This is a genomic window from Nostoc sp. C117 (assembly GCF_043099735.1).
GTDB lineage: Bacteria > Cyanobacteriota > Cyanobacteriia > Cyanobacteriales > Nostocaceae > Nostoc.
The window spans coordinates 7,029,266-7,047,871 of sequence record NZ_CP170991.1 but is presented as its reverse complement, the minus strand read 5'-3'; the positions used below and the strand labels follow the sequence as shown (position 1 = coordinate 7,047,871).

14 protein-coding genes are annotated in these 18,606 nt (G+C 40.3%); 6 read left to right on the top strand and 8 right to left on the bottom strand.

What is annotated here, in order from left to right; genetic code table 11:
* The first annotated feature begins 79 nt into the window (after window positions 1-79).
* Entirely contained in the window at window positions 80-2,560 is a 2,481-nt protein-coding gene (locus ACFG4S_RS30130) for a filamentous hemagglutinin N-terminal domain-containing protein (RefSeq protein WP_392532558.1), read from the top strand.
* 137 nt (window positions 2,561-2,697) lie between these two features.
* On the opposite strand, the gene ACFG4S_RS30125 is transcribed toward ACFG4S_RS30130, so the two are convergent.
* Window positions 2,698-3,825, bottom strand: coding sequence for an aromatic acid exporter family protein (locus tag ACFG4S_RS30125; RefSeq protein WP_392532557.1), 1,128 nt, complete (start codon window positions 3,823-3,825; stop codon window positions 2,698-2,700).
* Between the two features lie 73 nt (window positions 3,826-3,898).
* Window positions 3,899-4,450 (bottom strand): COP23 domain-containing protein, encoded by a 552-nt coding sequence (locus tag ACFG4S_RS30120; protein WP_392532556.1) that lies wholly within the window; start codon window positions 4,448-4,450, stop codon window positions 3,899-3,901.
* A 389-nt stretch (window positions 4,451-4,839) separates the two neighbouring features.
* Between ACFG4S_RS30120 and ACFG4S_RS30115 the strand changes: the two genes are divergently transcribed.
* The 4 genes from ACFG4S_RS30115 to ACFG4S_RS30100 all read left to right on the top strand — a co-directional run bounded on the left by ACFG4S_RS30115 (window position 4,840) and on the right by ACFG4S_RS30100 (window position 8,364).
* Entirely contained in the window at window positions 4,840-6,090 is a 1,251-nt protein-coding gene (locus tag ACFG4S_RS30115; RefSeq protein ID WP_392532555.1) for a proton extrusion protein PcxA, read from the top strand.
* A 43-nt stretch (window positions 6,091-6,133) separates the two neighbouring features.
* A complete protein-coding gene (locus ACFG4S_RS30110; RefSeq protein ID WP_392532554.1) occupies window positions 6,134-6,610 on the top strand; it encodes a hypothetical protein in 477 nt (158 codons plus the stop codon).
* A 369-nt stretch (window positions 6,611-6,979) separates the two neighbouring features.
* Window positions 6,980-7,576 (top strand): cytochrome b/b6 domain-containing protein, encoded by a 597-nt coding sequence (locus ACFG4S_RS30105; RefSeq protein WP_392532553.1) that lies wholly within the window; start codon window positions 6,980-6,982, stop codon window positions 7,574-7,576.
* A 71-nt stretch (window positions 7,577-7,647) separates the two neighbouring features.
* Window positions 7,648-8,364 (top strand): molybdopterin-dependent oxidoreductase, encoded by a 717-nt coding sequence (locus ACFG4S_RS30100; RefSeq protein WP_392532552.1) that lies wholly within the window; start codon window positions 7,648-7,650, stop codon window positions 8,362-8,364.
* A 103-nt stretch (window positions 8,365-8,467) separates the two neighbouring features.
* Here the strand turns inward: ACFG4S_RS30100 and kdpC are convergent, their stop codons facing one another.
* The 3 genes from kdpC to kdpA form a co-directional block, all read right to left on the bottom strand.
* Window positions 8,468-9,070, bottom strand: coding sequence for a K(+)-transporting ATPase subunit C (kdpC, locus tag ACFG4S_RS30095; protein WP_392532551.1), 603 nt, complete (start codon window positions 9,068-9,070; stop codon window positions 8,468-8,470).
* A gap of 249 nt (window positions 9,071-9,319) precedes the next feature.
* A complete protein-coding gene (gene kdpB, locus ACFG4S_RS30090) occupies window positions 9,320-11,425 on the bottom strand; it encodes a potassium-transporting ATPase subunit KdpB (RefSeq protein WP_392532550.1) in 2,106 nt (701 codons plus the stop codon).
* 426 nt (window positions 11,426-11,851) lie between these two features.
* Window positions 11,852-13,537 carry a potassium-transporting ATPase subunit KdpA gene (gene kdpA, locus ACFG4S_RS30085; protein WP_392532549.1) on the bottom strand — a complete coding sequence of 562 codons (1,686 nt, stop codon included), beginning with the start codon at window positions 13,535-13,537 and terminating at the stop codon, window positions 11,852-11,854.
* Between the two features lie 310 nt (window positions 13,538-13,847).
* On the opposite strand from kdpA, the gene ACFG4S_RS30080 reads away from it, so the two are divergent.
* Entirely contained in the window at window positions 13,848-14,699 is an 852-nt protein-coding gene (locus ACFG4S_RS30080; RefSeq protein ID WP_392536112.1) for a dienelactone hydrolase family protein, read from the top strand.
* Between the two features lie 260 nt (window positions 14,700-14,959).
* Here the strand turns inward: ACFG4S_RS30080 and ACFG4S_RS30075 are convergent, their stop codons facing one another.
* The 3 genes from ACFG4S_RS30075 to ACFG4S_RS30065 all read right to left on the bottom strand — a co-directional run bounded on the left by ACFG4S_RS30075 (window position 14,960) and on the right by ACFG4S_RS30065 (window position 18,584).
* Window positions 14,960-15,814: an STM4011 family radical SAM protein gene (locus tag ACFG4S_RS30075; RefSeq protein WP_392532548.1), complete on the bottom strand. Its 855-nt coding sequence runs from the start codon at window positions 15,812-15,814 to the stop codon at window positions 14,960-14,962.
* A gap of 37 nt (window positions 15,815-15,851) precedes the next feature.
* Window positions 15,852-17,045: a HEAT repeat domain-containing protein gene (locus ACFG4S_RS30070; RefSeq protein ID WP_392532547.1), complete on the bottom strand. Its 1,194-nt coding sequence runs from the start codon at window positions 17,043-17,045 to the stop codon at window positions 15,852-15,854.
* A gap of 81 nt (window positions 17,046-17,126) precedes the next feature.
* On the bottom strand, window positions 17,127-18,584 hold the full coding sequence (locus ACFG4S_RS30065) for an STM4012 family radical SAM protein (protein WP_392532546.1): 1,458 nt from the start codon (window positions 18,582-18,584) through the stop codon (window positions 17,127-17,129).
* Window positions 18,585-18,606 lie beyond the last annotated feature (22 nt).

Sequence of the window (18,606 nt, the reverse complement as noted above, 5' to 3'; positions counted from 1 at the left end):
ACTTAGCTATGTTCAAAGCTGCTACTGCTAAATAATTGACTCATCATTAAACTATTATTTTTGGGGTATAAATTCTGTGATGTATCAAAGCCGTAGCCTTTGGTGCTGGCACTTCAAATTAGTAAGTGTTTTGGTAACTACAGAAATCTTTGCTTCATCTGGATGTTGTGTACTAGCACAGGTTAGAGAAGATAACACTTTAGGAACTGAAAGTTCAGTAGTTACATCCAAGGTGATTGATGGTCAACTTGGTAATCAAATAGATGGTGGCGCAATTCGCGGTACAAATTTGTTCCACAGCTTTGAGCAGTTTTCTGTATTCAAAGGAAGTACAGCTTACTTTAACAATGGGGCAAATATTCAAAACATTATTAGTAGAGTAACGGGCAATTCCATCTCTAATATTGATGGCATCTTAAAAGCTAATAGTACAGCTAACTTATTTTTAATTAATCCTAATGGAATTATTTTTGGCCCTAATGCTTCTTTAAATATCGGCGGTTCATTTGTAGCCAGTACAGCCAGTAGCCTGAATTTTGCTGACGGCATTAAGTTTAGTACTATAGAACCCCAAACCATACCTTTATTAAAAGTAAGTATTCCTATTGGTTTACAATTCGGAACAACTGCGGCTACTATCCGTAATCAATCCCAAGCAAAGCCCAGTGGGACGCCTGTTGGTCTAGAAGTGCAGCCAAATAAAACTTTGGCATTTGTAGGCGGTGATATTTGGCTGGAGGGAGGAAATTTAACAGCAAAAGGGGGACGAATAGAGTTAGGAAGTGTTGCTGGCGATAGTCTGGTCAGTCTAAATTCAACGGATCAAGGTTGGTCTTTGGGATATGAAGATGTCCATAATTTCCAAAACATTCAACTAATTCGGCGAGATAACATTCGATCCTCTGTAGATGCCAGTGTAAATCCCAGTGGCGAGGGTAAAGGCAACATCCAAGTGCAGGGCAAAAATGTGCAGATTAGTGGCGGTTCATCAATTTTTACCAATGCCTTGGACACAGAACGAGGAGGAAATTTAACGGTTACTGCCTCAGATTCTGTGGAACTGATCGGTGGTAACCCTTTGAGATCTGGAAGGACTATGGGGGGAGTTGCAGGAGACTTAACGATTGCCACGAGGAGGTTGATTGTTAAAGATGGAGCGCAAGTATTACTTGATAATTCTAATTCAGTGTCAGATTTTGTGCCGCAATTAACTGTAAACGCTTCAGATTCTGTGGAATTGAGCGGAGGAAGCATCGGTGCTTTTAATAGATTTATATCCAGCGGATTGTTTAGCGCAACTTACGGTGTTGGAAATGCTGGCAACATCATAATTAATACTCCAAGGTTAAATATCCAGGGAGGGGCACAGGTATCAACGCAATCTGACGGAAGATTTAATTTTCAAACTAATAGATTTGAGGCAGGTACAGGGAAAGGAGGAAATTTGACTGTGAATGCTTCCGAGTTTATACAATTAACTGGAACTTCATCAAATGCTATCAACCCGACACCTAGTAAATTATCTGCATCAACTGTAGCTTTCGGTTCTGCTGGAGATTTAAACCTTTTTACAAGACAATTGATTATTAAAGATGGAGCTGTGGTAACTGTCAGCAGTCGATATCGAGAAGGTGTTACTTACCAAGAGAGTGCAAATAATCTGGGATTGGCAGGCAATCTAAGTGTAAACGCCCAGTCTATACTTCTGGATAACAAAGGAAAACTAATATCTGAAAGTGAGTTAGGTAAGGGCGGGAATATTACGCTAAATGTGCGAAATTTATTACTGATGCGCCGCCAAAGTCAGATATCTACTAATGCAGAAACACCACAGACTCGTGGGGATGGAGGTAATATTAGTATTAATGCACCGTCGGGTTTTCTTGTTGCTGCTCCCTTAGATAATAATGATATTACCGCCAATGCTTTCTCTGGATCTGGTGGTAAGATCGCAATTACTGCTAAAAATATATTTGGATTTGTGCAGCGTACTCGTGCAGATTTCGTGAGGATTTTAAATACTGAAGATGCAAACCAACTAAATCCAAGTAATGTACCAACTAATGACATTACGGCATTTTCTCAGCAAAATTCTTCCTTAAATGGCATAGTACAAATCAATTCACCAGATACCGATCCCAGTCAAGGATTAGTGCAATTGCCTGTAAATCTGGTTGATGCTTCGCAGCAAATTGTTGCTGATTGTAATTCTGGTGGCAAAATAGGAAGAAGTTCATTTATTGCAACTGGGCGTGGAGGAATAGTAGCCGATCCCACGCAGACATTGATAGGTGATGATGGAGTGTTAGCAGATTGGATCGCACTTTCTCCAGAGAGTAATAATCGTGCTGATGGTATTCACAAAAAAGTGCTTGTTCAAGCGCAGCGACAAACCGAAGAAAAACTACACAAGGTTCATGATGTCAATGAAGCTACTCAAATTGTGGAAGCGCAAGGTTGGGTAATAGATGCCAATGGGAATGTAGTTTTGGTTGCTCAAGTACCTACTGCAACGCCTCATAATTCTTCGCTCATCGGTAAATCTTGTGTTGCTCCTTGAAATATCTTTGCAAAAAAAGTTAGAAAACTTTCAAGAGCATCTTTTTTGCTTCAAATGACGATATAGAAACTGTATGAAAACTTTTGAGCTAATTTCTCACCAAGTGAACACCCTACTGAAGAACCATACAATACAAATTAATTATTAGGATTGAGCATAGCTGCCATTCTTTGCAACTTTCTGCTTACCTCTTCTATGGTATAAAAGAAAGTAAAAAACCGCAGTAATTCATCCATTGAATAATCTGCTTGCTGAATTTGTTGCAGTTGGTTCAATTCTTGGGTTGCATTAGCGATCGCAATTTCCATCTCCGGCAAAGATAGATGAGATTTGCGGGACTTAACCGCCGTTGCTAAAGTCAGCATGGCGTTTTGAGTTTCTAGTGCTAATTGGTTTATTTGCGGCGATAAAACCTGCCAAAATGTATCCTGCTGCCTAGCAAGTACAGTATGTTCCATAGTCAGGATATGTTCCCAAATTCTCCGAATCAGGAACTCCCAAGCTTCATTCACCCGCGTTTCTATTGGTTCATTTGTTTGTCCTTGTCTGAGTTCTTGCCATAACTCTCGTTCTGCCAACAATGAATTAATAACAGTTAGTTTCAATACATCCACAGTAGGGCGATCGTAGTTACCTGTAAAGGCGCAGTCTACAACCAACCTGTAAAATTCCTCTAAATCAACCAATGTTTGAGATAAGTAACGCCTTAGTTCTGTACCTACACGAGCAGGGAAAATCAAGTTGTTCACCAACAAAGCCACACCAATACCCAAAAAGGTTTCTAAAAATCTATGCCATGCATAGAGCCAAGGAGACTGGCTGTGGCTTAAAATTACGATCGCTGCAACATACGCCGCAAGTTTCGCTGCTTCATTTAATTTCCAGTACGAAGTGAAAAATATGGTCAGAAAAACACACAGTGCTAGCGACCATGAATTGCTACCTAAGGCGATGGCAAAGATCGCTCCCGCTATAGCACCAATAGCCGTCCCAATTAACCTCTGAATACTTAGTTTGAGTGTGCTACCGTGGGTAGATGACATCACAATGATTGCTGCAATGACTGCATAAAATGGATATTCCCATTGCAATCCCTGAGCAATAAGAAAAGAGATGACTGAGGCGATCGCTATTTTCAGTGCCATCTTGCCTAGTAAAATCGTTGACATTCCTTTGGGCATAGCAGCCCAAGTTGTGAATTTGGAAATAATTCGGCTTGTGACTGTGCTAACTTCAGACCGAGGTCTATTAGAGGACTTTGCCATGAATATTAGGCTTAAACAAACCACAGGTATAATTTAGAACAACACAACTGAGAATATGAATATTACCTCAATCTTAATTAGATTCACTATCTAGCTCATCTGTAGCTTTGTTTAGATATTCATTAAAATCAATATTCACTGTGTCTTCACTACTTTCATTCAGCACACTTCCAGCTACCAATCCTCGACGATTTAATAGTCTTCGCATAGTAAGTTTGGCATTACTACCACGTTTGAGAGTGAATAACAAAGTGCTATCTGTACAAATAGCATTTTGGTTAGCAGCCGCGCATACAACTGTTTCTCCTCTAAGGGTTCCTGTCCTGATGTACTTTAGCGTACCGTTGTCATAGCTCCTTTGAAATCTGCGAGATACGTCTTTACAACGACGTTCATTTGTCCATTCTTTGGAGAAGTAATCTTGAGAAACCCATTTAATCATGGGCACGTTTCTCCCATCTTGGGTACGCGCAAATGTTATGGGTATACCGTTGCTTTTTTGGCAGTAGAAGGTTGTGCCTCCAGCATAGCTAGGCTGATTGATGGTTGCAGTTGCGATCAATCCAGTCAGCGAAGCTATTACAATCCCTATCAATCTTGGTTTGAGTAATTTCAGTCTCATCATTCATGCGTGCTTTACTAACAAAATATCAGATATATTACTGATATCTTAAAATATAATTGCCACTAAATTCTAAGTATTCGTTTTCAGGAAGAGTCCATAACTACTAAACTGTCAATTATGTTAGCGATCGCCTTTGGGATAAAATAATTGGCACTACCAATTAACTAGCTCCCAGACGTTACATTGCACTCTTAAATTCTCACGGATGATTATAGGATAGGTCTTTTAACAATTAATAATACTTATTTCCATCTAGTAAATCTTGTAAATGCTTATACAAGTAAGCCAGTAAAATAAAACTAAACTATATTATGTCAACTAAAGATAAACTAGACTAAAATCCTCTTGCCTGATGGCAACTACAAATATTTACACCAATTATTTATGTTATGAAAAAATCATTCGTAAAAACACTAAAATTAGTTTCTCAAAAGTTGAAACAATACTGGCGATCGTCTAATAATTGGTTTTTCGATACACCAGAAAGGGCGCTCTTAGAAGCTTATCAAGCTGCTCAGAGAATTAAAGACATTGAAATTGAATATTTTGGTAGCCAAAAGATATCTTCAGCATCTGAAGAATATACTGAAAGCATGATGTCTTATTGGCAAGTATATCTTGATAAAAACTTACTAATTATCAAGATTAGGCTTGCAGAATTTACACTTAGTCGCCAAATTATAGATATCTCTAACTCTGTATTATTAGAAAGATTGAAAATTATTGATGAAGTTGTAGAGAAGTATGCAATTAAAAACGAACTAATTAATTCAATTACCCAGAATCAAATAAAAAAGCAGCCAGAATTGTCTAATGTTAATAATATTATAAATGACTCCCCATTGGAAAAAACTGGAATTTTTCCAGGTTCTATTATCCGAACTATTAATTCGATTAAAGGAGATTTTTCCCCACGAGCAGAAGAAAATTTTACTAAAAGTTATCGATTTTCTAGACAGAGAACAATAACTGCCTTGAGATTTTTCCTAATTCTAATTCTTGTACCTTTTTTAACCCAGAATTTATCTAAAGAATTTTTAGTAAATCCCATAGTAGAAAGAATTAGGGGAGACAACATCACTCAACTTTTTATTAATTCTGACATGGAAAAAGAAGCCCTCCATGAATTACAAAATTTTCAATCAGAATTAAGATTTGAATATTTACTTCATCAAGCACCACCATTATACTCAGAAGCAATACAAGAAAAAGTCAAAAACAAAGCAATTGATATATCTGAAAAATTTCGCATTAAAAGCAACAGAAACATTAGTAATATTTTTGCTGATTTAATATCACTAATTTCTTTTGGTCTGGTTATCAGTCTGAGCAAAAGACAAATTGTAATTGTAAAGTCGTTTATAGATAATATTGTCTATGGACTTAGCGATAGTGCTAAGGCTTTTGTAATTATTCTATTTACAGATATATTCGTAGGATTTCACTCACCAGATGGCTGGGAGGTTATTTTAGAAGGATTGGCAGAACATTTCGGTCTACCAGCCAATAAAGACCCAATGTTTGTATTTATTGCGACGTTTCCTGTAATTTTAAATACTATCTTTAAGTACTGGATATTCCGCTATCTCAGTCGCTTATCTCCGTCAGCATTAGCTACATTAAAAGAGATGGATGAATAGTTCATAATTTAAGAAGTATATCCAGTTTATTCTGAGACTTGCTATGGATTTTGAAAGCAAAGCCAATGCCCCAACTGTTACAGATAATGTAGAATTTGCTCAGGCAACTACTACCCGTAAGCCACTAGAATTGCTGCGAGATACTGAGGCTTTGCTACGCCGCCCAACTGTAGCAACACTATCACCGATTTTGCCACCAAAGCTCAGTAAGAGATTGCAAATAACCTCATTTTTGGCAGATGACTACTTTACAGAACTCACAGAAATTGACCTAGACAATATTAGTGATTTTGAACTGCGACCTGCACGAATTTTTGTGGGGCTAAGCTTTATTGGTTTTGGAGCGCTGATGATATTACTACTGTTGCTGTACTTAAACACGTTGTATCCAGAACCCAATACAGTAGAGCAGATTCGGCAATACTGGTATCAATATATTTGGTTTGTCAGTTTGGGAATTACGGGAATGTTTATCTTGGGTCGTGAAGCTATGCGTCCGATGCCAAAACGCCGAAAATGAAAAGTAGCAAGTACTGAGTTAGGTTACTGTAAATTGAGGAAAAAGACCTATATCGGCTTGCCCAAGAATTGCAATTAGAAGTAGATGTTATTTTAGCATTTCTAAAAGCTGCAAAATTATCATTTACTTTTTTACTTTAACTCGCTCCGTTCTTCCCCACTCCAGACTTGTAGGCATAACTGGGCAAATTTTAGATTGCCGATTTTGGATGCAAACCGGACTTATGCACTTAGATATCCTAACCCATACAATTGGGCGCTTTAGAAGTTCTCCCATTGAAAAACTAAGAGTTTTAGGCTTCGGTACGTAAATTCTATATAATAGCAATCCAAAATTCTGACTGGGGAAAATCTAAAATCCCAAATTAGTATGACTTCATCTATACGTAAAGTGCGATCAACACTAGGTCAACCTCTCTTAGCAAAGATCTTTCACTGGATCAATATCATCAGCTTGATCTTAATGATCGGCAGCGGACTACAAATTTACAATGCCAATCCGGTATTTGGTGGACGTGGGGGTTGGCAATTTCCCGATTTTCTGTTGTTGGGAGGTTGGTTAGGGGGTGGTAGGCATTGGCATTTTGGTGCTATGTGGCTTTTTTCTCTGAATTTGCTTTGGTATGGACTTTATATTTTCGTCAGTCGTCGTTGGCAACGTCGTTTTGCTGATGGCGGTGATTTGAAAGCATTGCAAGTAAGCCAGAACCCAAAACGGAAGAACTACGCATGGCATCGACTAGTTTACACTGCGATCGTTCCGGTGTTAGTGCTGGCAATATTGAGCGGCCTTGCTATGTACAAGCCAGCCCAACTGTATTGGCTTTCTGGACTATTTGGCAGTTGGCAAAATCTACGTACTGTTCATTTTATAACTGTTCCCACAGTAATATTGTTTACAATTGCTCACTCCTTACTCGCCCTCAAGGTAGGAAGTTTCCGTCTAATTAAGTCTATGTTTTTCTAGTGGTCTGTCCCATAGGCGACACACCATTAGCTACGAATGAAACAAACACTTTTTCTTTTATTAAGAAGTTTATGAACCTGATTCTTCCCAAACACACTTTATCTCGTCGCCGCTTACTACAATTATCTGGACTTTCGGGTATGGGTTTGCTTCTAGGTGGCTGTGAGTTAAATTTGCTCTCAGATAGTGTAAACAAAATATCTGAGCCACTAAATCAAAGTCTCGAAGCACTGCTGCTAAGTCAGAAACCAGTGGGTGAATTTCCTCTCAGTGCTATTGAGCCAGACAAGTTATTAATTAATACATTTGATTTCACACCGCAAATCGATCCGGCGCAGTTTCGCTTGAGGATTGATGGTGAAGTTAATAACCCGATGCAATTGAGTATGGGAGATATTCAAAAACTGCCCTTGACTTTGATGGTGATTCGCCATATTTGTGTCGAAGGCTGGGCTGCGATCGTTCAATGGGGAGGTGTGCGATTACAAGACTTAGTTGCCTTAGTACAGCCTAAATCAGATGTTCGTTACGTCTACTTTAAATCTGCCGATGGCTACTACGAAAGCTGGGATATCGCTTCTGCCATACATCCCCAAACCCTCATGGCTTATCAAAAAAATGGACAACCATTATCAGCCGATAATGGCGCCCCCATCCGCTTAGCATCCCCAATTAAACTGGGCTACAAGCAAAGCAAGTGGGTAACCCAGATTACGTTCGTCAGTAAATTGTTACCAATTAAAGGTTACTGGGAAGATCAGGGCTATGAATGGTTTGCAGGGCTATAGAGTACTGAGTGCTGAGTGTTGAGTGCTGAGTGCTGAGTTAGGAGTTATTCTCCTCCTGCCTCCTCTCCTGCCTCCTGCCTCCTGCCTCCTGCCCAATGCCCAATTATTGATTTTGCTGACGATTAACATCTTGCAAATCAAGAGCGTAATTCAATCGGAGAACATTGACACCTGGCTCGCCAAAAATCCATAAAAATCTTCCATCAGTATACTTATTAATTAAACGTAAAATTTCATCTTCTCCGACTCCACGGGCACGAGCTACTCGCTGCAATTGCTGGCGCGCTGCTTTGAAGGAAATATGGGGATCTAACCCAGATGCAGAAGTGTAAATAATATCAGCGATCGGTTGAAGATTTTCGTCTCGCAATTCATTTGCCTGTTCTAAAATTCGCTTTAATAGCTCTGGATTGCTAGGAGCAAGATTGCTGGCTCCAGATATGCCAGTTGGCTTAGCTTTTTTGCCTTGACTATATCTAACAGTACTGGGACGAGGATGGAAATATCGCTCAGATGTGAATACCTGACCAATCAAAGCTGAACCAATTATTTCATTATTTAGATTCCGCATGATACTGCCATTAGCTTGATAGGGCAAAAAAACTTGACCCACTACCAGGATTACCAGAGGATAAATGATTGCTGTCAACAACCAAAGCATGAGAGTGATGAAAATTGCTCTGATGGTTTCTCGAAAAATAGACATAATAAATTTTCCACTTGCTCCTAAAATTAATTTTTAATTTTTAATTTTTAATCTTTTGCCAAAGTAGAACAATTTTCAGGATGTAGTCAACAGCATAAATAATTAATTGGGAGAACTACCACATTCAATCACAGCAGGATAAAAATAGCGAGTGGTAGATTTTCTCTACGCCATAAGGATGTCGCCAAAGCAGTACTTTTTTATGATTCACTGACTTGCCAATCTCAAGGGTCTTTACTTTTGCTCTTTTTAAGCCAAGCCCACAGCTGTAATCACCATATCTATCAACTTAATAGCGATAAACGGCGCAATCACTCCACCCAAGCCATAAATTAAGATGTTACGTTGTAATAGTTGATTAGCTGTCAACGGTCTAAACTTCACGCCCTTCAATGCCAAGGGAATTAAAGCTGGAATAATCAAAGCGTTGTAAATCAGTGCCGATAGAACGGCAGAATTAGGGCTGGTTAAATTCATAATATTCAGGCTTTGTAGGTTAGCAGCAACAAAGATCACTGGAATAATCGCAAAGTATTTGGCAATATCATTAGCGATGGAAAATGTAGTCAATGCTCCGCGAGTAATCAGCAATTGTTTGCCAATGCTAACAATATCGATTAGCTTTGTTGGATCGGAGTCCAAATCTACCATATTGGCGGCTTCTTTTGCCGCTTGTGTTCCTGTATTCATGGCAACGCCGACGTTAGCTTGGGCTAATGCTGGAGCATCGTTAGTTCCGTCCCCTGTCATGGCAACTATTTTGCCTGCTGCTTGTTCTTTTTGAATAACGCTGATTTTATCTTCTGGTGTGGCTTCGGCGATGAAGTCATCGACTCCAGCCTCATTAGCAATGACGGAAGCTGTAATTCGGTTGTCTCCGGTTAGCATGACGGTGCGTACTCCCATGCGTCGCAGTTGCTCAAAGCGATCGCGGATACCAGGTTTCACAATATCTTTAAGATAAATAACTCCATAGATTTCGTTATCTAGGCTGACTGCTAAGGGTGTACCTCCCAGGTGAGAAACTCTTTCGTAGGCTGCATCCAGTTCCGGGGTATGGCGTCCGTTGCGAGAACGAACAAATCCTTTAATGGCTTCTACTGCTCCCTTTCTCGCCTCATGTCCACCGGGTAAATTGGTGCCACTCATGCGGGTTTTGGCAGAAAAATTCACTCCTTCAGCTTGACTGGAGTCAAAATCAAACCTTGCGCCTAACTTTTCTGCCAGTCGAACAATTGATTTACCTTCTGGTGTATCATCAAATACACTAGCTGCCCAGGCAATACTCGCAATTTCTAGTATGGAATGACCGTCAATCGGGATAAACTCTTCCGCCAAACGGTTACCAAGTGTTATTGTACCTGTCTTATCAAGAACTAAAGTATTAACATCACCACAGGCTTCCACAGCTCGTCCTGAGGTGGCAATGACGTTAAATTGGGCAACTCGATCCATACCTGCAATGCCAATGGTACTTAATAACCCGCCGATGGTGGTAGGAATCAATGCCACTAAGAGGGCAATCAAAATTGGGACGCTAATTGGGCTGTTGACATAATAAGCAAGTGCTGGCAGAGTGACCACGACAAACAAAAATACTAAACTGAGAACTGCCAATAATACTGTCAAGGCAATTTCATTGGGTGTTTTGCTGCGTTCTGCCCCTTCCACTAAGGCAATCATCCGGTCAATAAAGCCTTTGCCCGGATCGGATGTAATGCGGATAATCAATTCATCTGAGATAATCCTGGTTCCACCAGTCACTGAACTGGCAACATCGGAGCCTGATTCTTTTAATACTGGTGCAGATTCCCCAGTAATTGCCGATTCATCTACGGAGGCGACACCCATAATTACTTCACCATCAGCGGGTATAATATCGCCAGCAACTACATAGATGGTATCACCCTGTTTGAGGCTGGTGGATGAAACTTCACTAACTGAGCCATCGGCAGCGAGTTTTTTAGCGATGGTCTCTGATTTTGTAGACCGCAAGGCATCAGCTTGAGCTTTACCCCGCCCTTCAGCTACAGCTTCAGCAAAATTGGCAAACCAAACTGTAAAGAATAAAATCCCCGACAACAAACCGTTAAAAACTTGTGGGTTCTTTTGGGTGACTGGACCAAATAGGTTGGGATCGATGGTTACTAAGATGGTGATGATTGTCCCCACCCAAACCAAAAACATTACCGGGTTTTTGATTGCATACTTAGGGTTGAGTTTGACAAAAGCATCCCTAATTGCTCTTAAGTACAGCCATTTAGTAATTATCCTGGCCTTTTTACGTGCTTGACGGCGATCGCCAGGACGATTATTTGGGCGTCTAGCTTTGGAGTTAGTTGCCGCTTTATTCATAAAGAAAGTTTAGGAGTTAGGATTTAAGGTTAGAAATGCCATTAATCGGGTTTCTACAGGATTTAGAAATATAGACGCCATTAATCGCGTCTGTATAGGAGTTATAACTTTAAAACTCATAAGTGAAGTAGGCGAGAATAAATCAAAATAAATTAAGTAATGTAAAAAATCTTGAGATTAGTTCGTAGAGACGCTAAGCGAACACTACAAACCATGAATAGTTCACCTGCTCTACTTATAGCAATCCTATTTGAGTTGTGAAAATTATAGAACTGCCTTCTCTAGACGATCGCGTAGTATTTCGTAGAGAAGGCGTAATATCTTGTAGAGAAGGCGCTAAGAACGCTAGGTAAAGAAAGAGAGAATTTCATGAATTATGTAGGAATGTCATAACTCATAATTCATAACTCATAACTTCTAACTTTTCTAGCTACCGGACGCTAGTTGTAAACCTTCGGCTATGGGGCCTAAAGCTAGAACGGGAAAGAAAGTTAATACTCCCAAAACTAGTGTGACTCCAGCCGCGATCCCAGTAAATACCAAAGAATCAGTTCTTAGGGTACCAGAGGTTTCTGGTACTGGTTGTTTGCCAGACATACCCTCAGCTAACAGCAGGATGGCAAGCATCGGAATGTAGCGTCCTCCTATCAAGCTAACTAAAGTACTCAAGTTCCACCATAGAGTGTTATCACTCAATCCTTCTAAGCCAGAACCATTATTTGCCCCAGCGGAGGCATATTCATAAACTACTTGAGAAATGCCGTGATAGCCAGGGTTGCTAATTCCAGACAGAGAGATGGGATAAGCCAGGGCGATCGCGCTGGGAATTAAAACTACAATTGGGTGAATCAACAGTACAACACTGGCGAGGACAATTTCCCGCTTTTCAATTTTCCGTCCTAAAAACTCTGGGGTGCGTCCTACCATTAGCCCAGTCAAGAACACTGTAAGAATTAAGTAAATGAATAAGTAAGCTGTTCCAGTTCCCTGACCACCCCAGATAACCTGGATAAACAAGTTGAACAGAGTCGAAAATATTCCCTGTGGCATTAAGGAATCGTGCATTCCGTTAACAGCACCAGTCATGGTAGCGGTGGTCGTAACTGCCCAAAATCCCGTTTCTGCCCAACCAAATCGGACTTCTTTACCTTCTAAATTCGGCTGTTCTAGTCCAAAGGCTTTATTAACCAGGGGATTACCTTGCAGTTCTCCGACAGTCGTGACCCCAACCAGAACGACAAAAACTACAAACACCATCCAGAAAAGCAGCCACGCTTGTTTGATATTGTTGGCAAACACCCCATAAGTGTAAATCAAGGCTGCGGGGATGGAAATCATGGCAATGGTTTCGATTAAATTAGAAGCACCATTGGGATTTTCAAAGGGATGAGCAGAATTAACGCCAAAAAAGCCGCCGCCATTCTCGCCCAACATTTTAACCGCCTCAAAAGATGCCACCGGACCTCTAGCAATATACTGAATTCCTCCTTCCAAGGTTGTCAGTTCCATAGTCTTAGCTAATGTTTGCGGTACACCTACTACAACCAAAGCGATCGCCCCAATAATGGAAATTGGCAGTAATATTCGCGTAATTGCACGGGTAAGATCGACGTAAAAGTTACCTAGTTTTCTACCAGTCAATCCCCGAATAAAAGCAATTCCCACCGCTAAGCCCGTGGCTGCGGAGGTAAACATTAAAAAGCCTAAAGCCGCTACCTGGCTAAAATAGCTTAAGGTCGTCTCACCGACATAGTGTTGCTGGTCGGTATTTGTTAAAAATGAAATGGTTGTGTGCAGCAGTACATCCCACTTAGGTGCGCCGAAACCGTTGGGATTCCAGGGTAAGATTCTCTGAAAATATATCAATAAATATACTGAAATACCCATAATCAGATTAGTGCAGATTAAAGCCCGGATATACTGCCAGCCTGTCATATCGTCTTTTCGGCGAACACCCGATAGTAAGTATATAGTTCGTTCTATCGGATTCATCAAGAAATCAAGTAGTGTTCTTTCTCCCAAGAAGACACGCGCTATGTATCTTCCCAATACCGGAGTAATTGCGACAACGATACACAGCGTTAAGCCGATTTGTAAAAAACCCTGTCCCATATATTCTGCGCTCGATTAAAGTTAAGTGCTAGTAAGTTAATTCTTAAAAATAACAGATGAACTGTAGTCCTTTGTCATTTGCGTTTAGAAAGGAATAATGACTATTACACTGGAATGAGTGCTGAACGAACACAGTGTAATATGTTTGCTGATTAAGCATTTACTACTTTTCAGATGCTGGTTAAAGTTTCTGTTAAGAATATTTAAATTTTACCTAAATACAATTCAGGAGTAGGAATACAGAATTCCTGTTTTATAGTACTGTACGCATAACAAACAATAAAGTTTTCGCCCATTCAAGGTAGAGATGATGAAAGAAATAACTCGGCGCAAATTTATCGCCACAGCCTCCTTAGCGACGGGTTTTGCTTTGGCAGTGCAACCCATTTCTGCCGGAGTCATCACGACTGATGCTAAGGGGTTGGTAGCTGGTGCAGTGAAAATCCCCGTTAAAGATGGCGAAATTCCTGCCTATAGAGCAGTACCCGCTACTGGTGAGAATTTTCCAATTGTTTTGGTAATTCAGGAAATTTTTGGGGTACACGAGCATATTCAGGATATCACTCGCCGCTTTGCTCAGTTGGGGTATTTGGCGATCGCTCCAGAATTGTTTGTGCGTCAAGGCGATGTCTCAAAGTTAAGCAGCATAGACGAAATTCGCCCAATTGTCGCCAAAGTACCAGACGAGCAAGTGCTATCTGACCTTGATGCCACGGTGGACTGGGCTGTAAAATCAGCAAAGGGTAATGCTAATAAATTAGCGATTACAGGCTTCTGTTGGGGCGGTCGCATCACTTGGCTATACGCAGCACACAATCCCCAAGTGAAGGCGGGTGTGGCTTGGTATGGGCGACTGGTGGGCGATCCTAGCGAACTTCAGCCCAAGTATCCCATTGATATTGCATCAAAATTAACAGTTCCTATTCTCGGACTTTATGGTGGCAAGGATACGGGTATTCCCCTAGATACAGTAGAGCAAATGCGTGTAGCTTTAGCCCGTGGTAGACATGGTTCAAAGTCCAGCAGTAGCAAATCTCAAATCATCGTCTACCCAGACGCACCCCATGCTTTTTTTGCTGATTATCGTCCCTCATACCGCGAAAAAGAAGCCAAAGACGGTTGGAAACGTCTTTTGGCGTGGTTTAAGCAAAATGGTGTTTAAAATAATTCGTAATGACGTTCGTGGATTTGCTACTGCTGCGCTAACGTAATTAAGTTTTACAACGGCGATTTATCGCCAAGTTGAGCCAGGAGAAGAAACTTCTTGTGTCCAGCCTTTTTCCCTCTCTCCAAACCTCTCCCCCCGTGGGGGAGAGGCTTTGAAACCCAGTTTTAGTTTTTCTCTGCTTGTATGAAACAGCCCTGCCCTTTTTAAGGGGGTTGGGGGGATCAACAAGTGCCTAAAATTACAGACACCCACTTTTAAAACATCCTCTCAGGAATTCTTTCTAAAATACCAGAACCAAAGACCTTATCCATTTCTAAATATTCCAGATGAACGTAACCAATATGACAGTGACAAGTTTGGTTGCTACAAGGTTGTTCAAATAAAGCTGCTTCCCAGTCAGAATCATAAATATTACCAATTGGTTCTTTGATAAAATGACAGCGGCGGATTGTACCGTCACCATCAACAGAAATCACTGATTTTCCAGCCCGACAAGAATGCCCAAAGCTAGGATAATGTTGGGTATTTAATTCATATAATGGGTCAATAGATTGAAAGAATTCTCGATTTTCTGGTGATAAATTTGGAAGTTCAGCCTTGACAGCATTAATCCACAAATAAACGTGCTTTGGTAACTCTTGACGCAAAGCTGCTATTTCCGCTTGAAACTTGGGAAAACCGACAACTCCCACGCTGAATTTGACATTTTTGTTGTCTAGATTAAGGCATTTGGCTAAGAAGCGATCGCGTGACACCCATTCTGAATGAAAAGTTGCCCAAAGCGCCAATTTATCTTTGTTACATTCCTCTACCCAATCTAAATTACAAGATAGATTAGTTTGAATTGCTGCTTTATTAACATTCGGGAGTTGCGTTAATTTTATCAGTGCTTGCTGATACCAAGAATGGATTAGGGCTTCTCCCCAAGGAGTAAAAAGAATTGAAAATTGATGTTGGGGATGTTGGGAAATCCAATCTACAAACCGTTCTAAAGATTGTTTATCGATTGCTAATTCGGCGGCTGTTTGTTGGCGTTTGGCAAAGGGGCAATATTCACAACCGTAGTTGCAACTAATTAAATAACCGCGATAAAGTATGGTGAGGTGCATAGTAATTAAATATCCAAATTAATTTTTGTAAGTTTGATTATTCAGAAACAGAACAATAGCGATCGCCTGGCTCCTTTTCTGTATCTGCGATAACTTCGACATCTAAAAGTTTCAACCTTTCAACCATTTCTTCAGTTAAACAACTATTAGAAACGTTCAGAATATCTAGCTGATTCACAGCAGGACAATTTAGTAAAGCTTCAGCACCTTCATCTCCTAAATCTCCTAATGAAAGGTCTAAAACTTTGATTGTATTAATAACAGAAGAGTTAACAATAGTAGCAGCAATATTATTAGCATATTCACTGTTACGCAGTCCCAAGTAAGTCAATTTAGGGAATAAATTACCTGAGAAGATTGGCATTAAATTATCAATAGAAGAGTTCCCACCATATTCATCACTACCTAGCCATAATTCTAAATGCTCTAATGCTGGTAGTTCGAGAGAGAGAATTTGAGCAATTTTGTCACGACCTAATCCTCCAGTTTCTACAATTAGTGCCTTCAAATTTTCGTGGCGTAAAGAAATGAATTTTTCCCAGGGACAACTGTTATCTCCACCGCGAACTAGCAACATTTCTAGATTAGGGAAACCTTCTAAGATAAGACTAATATCCTCAATATATGTCCAAGAAATTTGGTAATCTATGTCATAAGGTCCGTAAAAAAGAGCTTTAATATTTTTTAGAATATCTGGCGATAAAATGCGCCATAAATCATAGTAACCTCTAAATATCAAAGCTTTTACTTTATTTACATCGGGTTCTCTTAAAAAAGTAGTAACATTATCATCCAGAACATAAGCTTTTTCAGCAGTGTTTTGTAAACCTATTTTAGGGTCATAGCTCTCAACTTGTCGATTGTAGAATTGGTTAAAAGTATTATAGATATATCCCTGATTTAGGGGTTCATCTATTCGTTCAAATAAGTCCCAATACTTATATTCCTGCAAAACTTGTTTGACTTGAGGCTCAATTCTATCACGTAATAAATTATAGGCAGATTGACGGACTTTTCTTGAACAATCATGCAATGAATGTATTACTAAATTTAACCCTTCTGTTTGATAATTCAATGCATCTTGAAGGGCTGCTACACGTATTTCTGCATAAGGACTTGCTAAACGTTTTTTAACTCCTTCAACACCACCTAGTACAGCATCAGTTGTAGGTGGTGCTTCTCCTCCGAGTACTGCATCAAATTCTCTAGGCTGATTTTGATTGTTTGTCATATTTTCTCCAACGGTAGATGTAATGTAAATATCCGTAGAAACGTGATTAATCGCTTCTCTACAAATCTTTTTGAAACCCCACTATTTCAACTCATAATCCTGCATTAATTCCTGAACTTTCTCAGAAAATAACCACGCGCCAATAGTGTCAGAACGCTCAATGCCAAATTCAGTTAACTGCAAAATATCCTCATCTTTTATCGCTAAATTTAAAGCAAGCAGTTCTGAAAATTCTGGAAAATCAGCGTATACTTCACTACCAAATTGCTGACGATAACTAGCACAATTTAATCCTTCATCGGAAAGTAAAGATAACAAAATATACCGCCGACGTTGTTCTTCAGCATTTAGTTGAAAACCATAGTGCGCGTAGTCAAATGACTCATCTGCTGTTTGAATATACGCTTGTAAAATCTGGCTGATTCCCTTTGCTCCCACTGCATATTCGTTGGAGTAGTGCAAAGTATTAGTGTAGGAACGTGCGCCACAACCTAAACCAATCATACCGTCGGCTTGACAGCAGTAGACGGGAGAGGGGGATGAGGGAGACAAGGAAGAAGGGGGAGACAAGGAAGAGGGGGGAGACAAGGGAGAAATATTGCTACCTTGTCCACCTTGTCTACCTTGTCCCCCTTGTCCCCCTTGTCCCCCTTGTCCCCCTTGTCCCTCTTGTCCCTCTTCTAAGCGTCGAAACATCCGCATGGAAACTTGCGTATATCCTTCTGACAATAATAGCGATCGCCCTTCCCGATAACAAGCTAAACGAATATCGTCCCATTCTCGATCTGTGCGTCCCAAACCGGTGAGCGATCGCACGTACAATGGATATAGATAAATTTCTTCTGGTTGAAAGCGCAAAGTAGCTTGTATTGATTGCAACCAAGTATTTACAGTTTGTCCGGGTAAACCGTAAATCAAATCAATGTTGAGAGTGGGAAATCCCATCTCTTTGATCCTTGTCAGCGTTGCTTCTACCTGAGTAGTAGATTGACGGCGCTGGGTGGCTAAAACTTCCGAATCGATGAAGCTTTGGACACCAATGCTAACACGATCGACGGCGTGCGATCGCAACAGCTTTAACTTATCCTCAGTGGCGGTTTCTGGTGAAACTTCCACAGAAATGGGAATTTCCTGTAACTTTGCACCCATCGTATTTTCAGCAATATTGAGAATAGTTTCGAGGTACTGAATTGGTAATTGGGTGGGAGTTCCGCCACCAATAGCGAACCTAGCAAATGACGCATCACCCAATACCGCTTTCATCCGTTGCGCCTGTCGCTGTAACGTGCGGACATATTGACTCATAAAATCTTCATTGTGGCTGACTGTAGTAAACAGATTACAGAACCCACAACGCATTTCACAAAACGGTATATGTATATAGAGAAATAGCGCTTGTCTATCTTGCTGCGCCCAAAGTTCCGGGAGATACACAGGTGGAGTGAGGGGACGGTAAGCTGTTTTGTGCGGGTAAGAATAGACGTATGCTTGATAAGGAGACTGGGCGATTTTCGATTTAAGATTTTGGATTGTCAGCATAAAATTTAAAAGAATTTAGAAC

Bases quoted from the DNA above. Each gene is read 5' to 3' on its own strand.
- kdpA (WP_392532549.1), bottom strand. From the start codon at position 13,537: ATGGGACAGGGTTTTTTACAAATCGGCTTAACGCTGTGTATCGTTGTC.
- ACFG4S_RS30065 (WP_392532546.1), bottom strand. From the start codon at position 18,584: ATGCTGACAATCCAAAATCTTAAATCGAAAATCGCCCAGTCTCCTTAT.
- ACFG4S_RS30110 (WP_392532554.1), top strand. From the start codon at position 6,134: ATGGATTTTGAAAGCAAAGCCAATGCCCCAACTGTTACAGATAATGTA.
- ACFG4S_RS30115 (WP_392532555.1), top strand. From the start codon at position 4,840: ATGAAAAAATCATTCGTAAAAACACTAAAATTAGTTTCTCAAAAGTTG.
- kdpC (WP_392532551.1), bottom strand. From the start codon at position 9,070: ATGTCTATTTTTCGAGAAACCATCAGAGCAATTTTCATCACTCTCATG.
- ACFG4S_RS30100 (WP_392532552.1), top strand. From the start codon at position 7,648: ATGAACCTGATTCTTCCCAAACACACTTTATCTCGTCGCCGCTTACTA.
- ACFG4S_RS30075 (WP_392532548.1), bottom strand. From the start codon at position 15,814: ATGCACCTCACCATACTTTATCGCGGTTATTTAATTAGTTGCAACTAC.
- ACFG4S_RS30125 (WP_392532557.1), bottom strand. From the start codon at position 3,825: ATGGCAAAGTCCTCTAATAGACCTCGGTCTGAAGTTAGCACAGTCACA.
- ACFG4S_RS30130 (WP_392532558.1), top strand. From the start codon at position 80: ATGTATCAAAGCCGTAGCCTTTGGTGCTGGCACTTCAAATTAGTAAGT.
- ACFG4S_RS30080 (WP_392536112.1), top strand. From the start codon at position 13,848: ATGAAAGAAATAACTCGGCGCAAATTTATCGCCACAGCCTCCTTAGCG.
- ACFG4S_RS30070 (WP_392532547.1), bottom strand. From the start codon at position 17,045: ATGACAAACAATCAAAATCAGCCTAGAGAATTTGATGCAGTACTCGGA.
- ACFG4S_RS30120 (WP_392532556.1), bottom strand. From the start codon at position 4,450: ATGATGAGACTGAAATTACTCAAACCAAGATTGATAGGGATTGTAATA.
- kdpB (WP_392532550.1), bottom strand. From the start codon at position 11,425: ATGAATAAAGCGGCAACTAACTCCAAAGCTAGACGCCCAAATAATCGT.
- ACFG4S_RS30105 (WP_392532553.1), top strand. From the start codon at position 6,980: ATGACTTCATCTATACGTAAAGTGCGATCAACACTAGGTCAACCTCTC.